A 3,364-nucleotide genomic window follows, 5' to 3' on the forward strand; every position below is an offset into this window, starting at 1 on the left:
GCCGGTATCGCTGGCGCAGATGCAGCTGCCCAAGCTGCTGCCCAAGTTCCTCGAGCAGTACCCGAAGGTGCGGCTGCAGCTGAACATCAGCAACCGCCGCGTGGACATCATCAACGAAGGCTACGACGTGGCCCTGCGCGTGCGTTCGCGCCTTGATGACGATGGCAGCCTGGTGATGCGCAGCTTCGGCCAGGTGCAGGAACTGCTGGTGGCCAGCCCGAAGTACCTGGACCGCGCCGGTCGCCCGAAGGACCCGGAAGAACTGGCAAACCACGTCACCCTGAGCATCAGTGAGGACGAAGCGCGCCAGCGCTGGGAGCTGCATGGACCGGAAGGCGCGGTACGCCGGGTGGACCTGCAGCCGCGCGTGGCCGGTTTCGACTTCCCGCTGCTGCAAAGCATGGTGAAGGACGGCTTCGGCATCACCATGCTGCCGGAAACCGTCTGCGCCGATGCTGTGCGCAACGGCGAGCTGGAAGTGGTGCTGCCGGACTGGTCGCTGCCGCAGGGCGTGTGCCATGCCGTGTTCGCCTCGCGCCGCGGCCTGCTGCCGGCGGTGCGGGTGTTCATCGACTTCCTGGCCGAGCACCTGCCGCCGCAGCTGGAGGCCTCGCGCCTGGATTGCGGTGGTGCCTGCGAGAAGGCCAAGGAGCGCATCAAGGCCAGTGCGCTGGGTGCGTTGGCAGTGGACGCGGGCTGAGGCCTGCTTCCTCGGCGGCGACGCCGATCCTTGAAACGTAGCGCCGGGCCATGCCCGGCGTTGCGGTTTCCGGTGCCGGTCACCTCCGCCGGAACAACCGGTCCCAGAAGCTGCGTCGCGGCTGCGCCGACGCTGTGGGCTCGGCAACGACCGGTGCCTCCAGCACTGCCATCAGTTCCGCGCTGCGTGGCTTCTTCAGGAAGCGCGCGTAGTCCAGATAGCCGGTCACCTTGCTCATGTGCAGGCGCTCGGGCATCGCAGGCAGTGCGCCGCCCTGCAGCAGCACCCGCAACGCCTGCGGGAGATCCAGGCGGATCGCTTCGAACAGTGCGGTGCCGCCGCATCCGGGTTCGATCTGGTTGGCGCGCTGTGGCGCATCCTTCAGCAGGTCTCGCAGCACATCTGTGTCATTACGCTCTACGGCGGCCACCAGCCGCGCTAGCGCCTCGGCTTCTTCGGGTGGCAGGCTGTCGCGATAAGTTTGGTCGGCGATCTCACGTTCGTCGCGCCCGTCGCCGCTCTGGATGCACAGGAAATCGGTGACCAAGGCTACCGGAATGCCGGAGGTATCCAGCGCCCAGTAGCTGGGATAGACGCCATCGCCCCAGCCACTGGTGAACACCACCAGTCCATGCGGGGAGTCCTCGCCCCACGGGCGGTACTCGGCGCCTTCATCCAGGCCATCGTGGTCGATCAGCGCATCGGACCACGCGCTGTCTTCGTCGCCATTGGCCTGCTCGATCAAGGCCAGCAGCGCTTGCTGGGTGTCGGTGTCCATGAAGCAGCCGATGCCGGCGTCGACCGGGTAGCCGATGAAGCTGTCGTCTTCCAGGCCGGTCAGGTCCTGCGTGGTCCAGCGCGCCATCTGCCAGTGCAGGGCGGAAGCGCTCAGTACCGCGCGCGGCTTGAACCACACCACGGCCAGTGCTGGGCGGCCGCTGTGCACGATGATCTCGACTGGATGCCGGCCCACCGGCGCAGTGTAGTCGGCCAGCGCCGGTGCCTCGGCCTGGACAAGCGGGTCGCAGACCACCAGGTGCCCGCTGCTGACCGGCAGATGGCCGGCGAACGTGCGGTGCAGGGAAACTGCGGCCAGCTGGGTATCGTCCAGCAGGCAGGTGCGCAGGTTGGCCAGGTCGAGGTGGGCCATGGGGGCTCCGATTGCGGTGAAGACCCCACCGTGCCGGATGCGAAGGGCAGGGGCAAGGGTGGTCTTGGGCAAATGCCCTTCACGTGCGAGAATACGGCGCTGCCCGGGCGACCGGGACCCGATTGGAGAGATGGCCGAGCGGTTTAAGGCACCGGTCTTGAAAACCGGCGAAGGGTTAAACCTTCCGTGGGTTCGAATCCCACTCTCTCCGCCAGAATTTTCGAAAAGCCCCTAGAAATAGGGGCTTTTTCTTTGTCTCAGCTATTGCCACCCGCCCGCTTACCCATCCACCTGCACAGGCCGATTCAGGGCGATCTGCTGCCGAACCCAGCCTTGCACCTCGGATTGTATCCAGAGTGCGCGCCTTCCGATGCGGATTGATCGCGGAAAGCGGCCGGCCTTGATCTCGCCGTATATGAAGGTGGTGCCCATGCCGGTCATCTGCCGCACGCGGTCCAGTGACAGCAACTCTTCCAGCTTTTCAGCCGCGCCCATGTCTGCCTCCCGTCGCGCGCTCCGGTTTTTGTGATTGCTCGGCCAAGCTGAGCTTGAACTGCACAACGTTACCGGCCCCGATCGGCGCAGCACGCGGGCTCCGCGCCGGCCTGTTGATCCGACGCCACTCGGCCAACGCCGCATCGGCGTCTGCCTTCTTGCTGGTCGACCTACAGCAGCATTCGACCAGGTGACCCCCACCTGCGCTCGCTCGCCGCTCGTCGTGGATGTGGCGCGCGCGGTGGCAGGCGGCGCAGTTGGCCAGGCCTTCGGGATGGCTGATCTGCTTCTGAGTCATGGCTTTTCGCACTCCTTGATGAAGGCTTCCAGCTGCTCGAACAGGAAGGCAGCTTCTCTGGACCGGTGTTCCCGGTCGAAACGGTTGAGGGCAATGGGGCCGGCGTCACGCAGCCACTGCAGCGGCTGCAGCATCCAGCGCGGGTCGAACGGAAGCCGACTGCGCGGATCTACCGGCGGCGCCGGCGGCATGCAGTCAGGGCCGGCCCAGTCTTCGGGGTCGCCACACACGGTGCAGGTGCGGTTCTGGAACACGTGCTCCTTCTCCGGCTGCGGCACGCGTGGCTTTTCGAACAGAGCGCGAATGACCAGGCCACGCGTATTCGCGTAGCAGACCTGCGCGGCATCGGCTTGCATCCAGCAGGCGGGGCCAACGTCGTCCTTGTGGCGGTACTCCCACCGGGCCACATGGGACGAGTAGAGCTCGTCTTTCAGTGCATGCCCAAGTGCATGGGCGCGGTCGGCGGGCATCGGTGGGCCAGCCGGATTGACACGGCAAAGCTCGGAGACAATGGCAGCAGTCCGCGACGATGCCTTGGTGGCATCAATGACCGCGGCCGGGTTGCTGGGGAACGATGTGGCGGTCATGCGAACAGGTCCAGTTGGGCCGGCAGCGCTGGTGCGCACGACAATGCTGGCAGTGGGGCGGGGGCAGTGGCACGCATGCGTGCCCGCTGTGCGGCGCGAAAGGCGAACCAAAAGCCGTGGCCGTACCGGCGTGC

5 protein-coding genes and 1 tRNA gene are annotated in these 3,364 nt (G+C 66.3%); 2 read left to right on the forward strand and 4 right to left on the reverse strand.

Going from position 1 to position 3,364, the window contains the following annotated elements; translation table 11 throughout:
• Positions 1–700: LysR substrate-binding domain-containing protein (locus DBR20_RS11815; protein WP_258223320.1), on the forward strand; the 700-nt coding region annotated here is incomplete at its 5' end.
• Between the two features lie 79 nt (positions 701–779).
• Here DBR20_RS11815 and DBR20_RS11820 read toward each other — a convergent pair.
• Entirely contained in the window at positions 780–1,850 is a 1,071-nt protein-coding gene (locus DBR20_RS11820; protein ID WP_108266301.1) for a DUF4241 domain-containing protein, read from the reverse strand.
• Between the two features lie 124 nt (positions 1,851–1,974).
• Here DBR20_RS11820 and DBR20_RS11825 point away from each other — a divergent pair.
• Positions 1,975–2,064 (forward strand) — tRNA-Ser (locus DBR20_RS11825).
• A gap of 65 nt (positions 2,065–2,129) precedes the next feature.
• On the opposite strand, the gene DBR20_RS11830 is transcribed toward DBR20_RS11825, so the two are convergent.
• The 3 genes from DBR20_RS11830 to DBR20_RS11840 form a co-directional block, all read right to left on the reverse strand.
• Positions 2,130–2,345 (reverse strand): AlpA family phage regulatory protein, encoded by a 216-nt coding sequence (locus DBR20_RS11830; protein ID WP_100436544.1) that lies wholly within the window; start codon positions 2,343–2,345, stop codon positions 2,130–2,132.
• Entirely contained in the window at positions 2,332–2,643 is a 312-nt protein-coding gene (locus DBR20_RS11835) for a hypothetical protein (protein WP_108266302.1), read from the reverse strand. The genes DBR20_RS11830 and DBR20_RS11835 overlap by 14 nt, the downstream gene beginning before the upstream one ends.
• A partial coding sequence (locus DBR20_RS11840; RefSeq protein ID WP_258223321.1) for a hypothetical protein occupies positions 2,640–3,364 on the reverse strand: 725 nt, incomplete at its 5' end. The genes DBR20_RS11835 and DBR20_RS11840, both read right to left, overlap by 4 nt.

Origin of the sequence: Stenotrophomonas sp. HMWF023 (assembly GCF_003060985.1) — a bacterium.
Taxonomy (GTDB): domain Bacteria; phylum Pseudomonadota; class Gammaproteobacteria; order Xanthomonadales; family Xanthomonadaceae; genus Stenotrophomonas; species Stenotrophomonas lactitubi.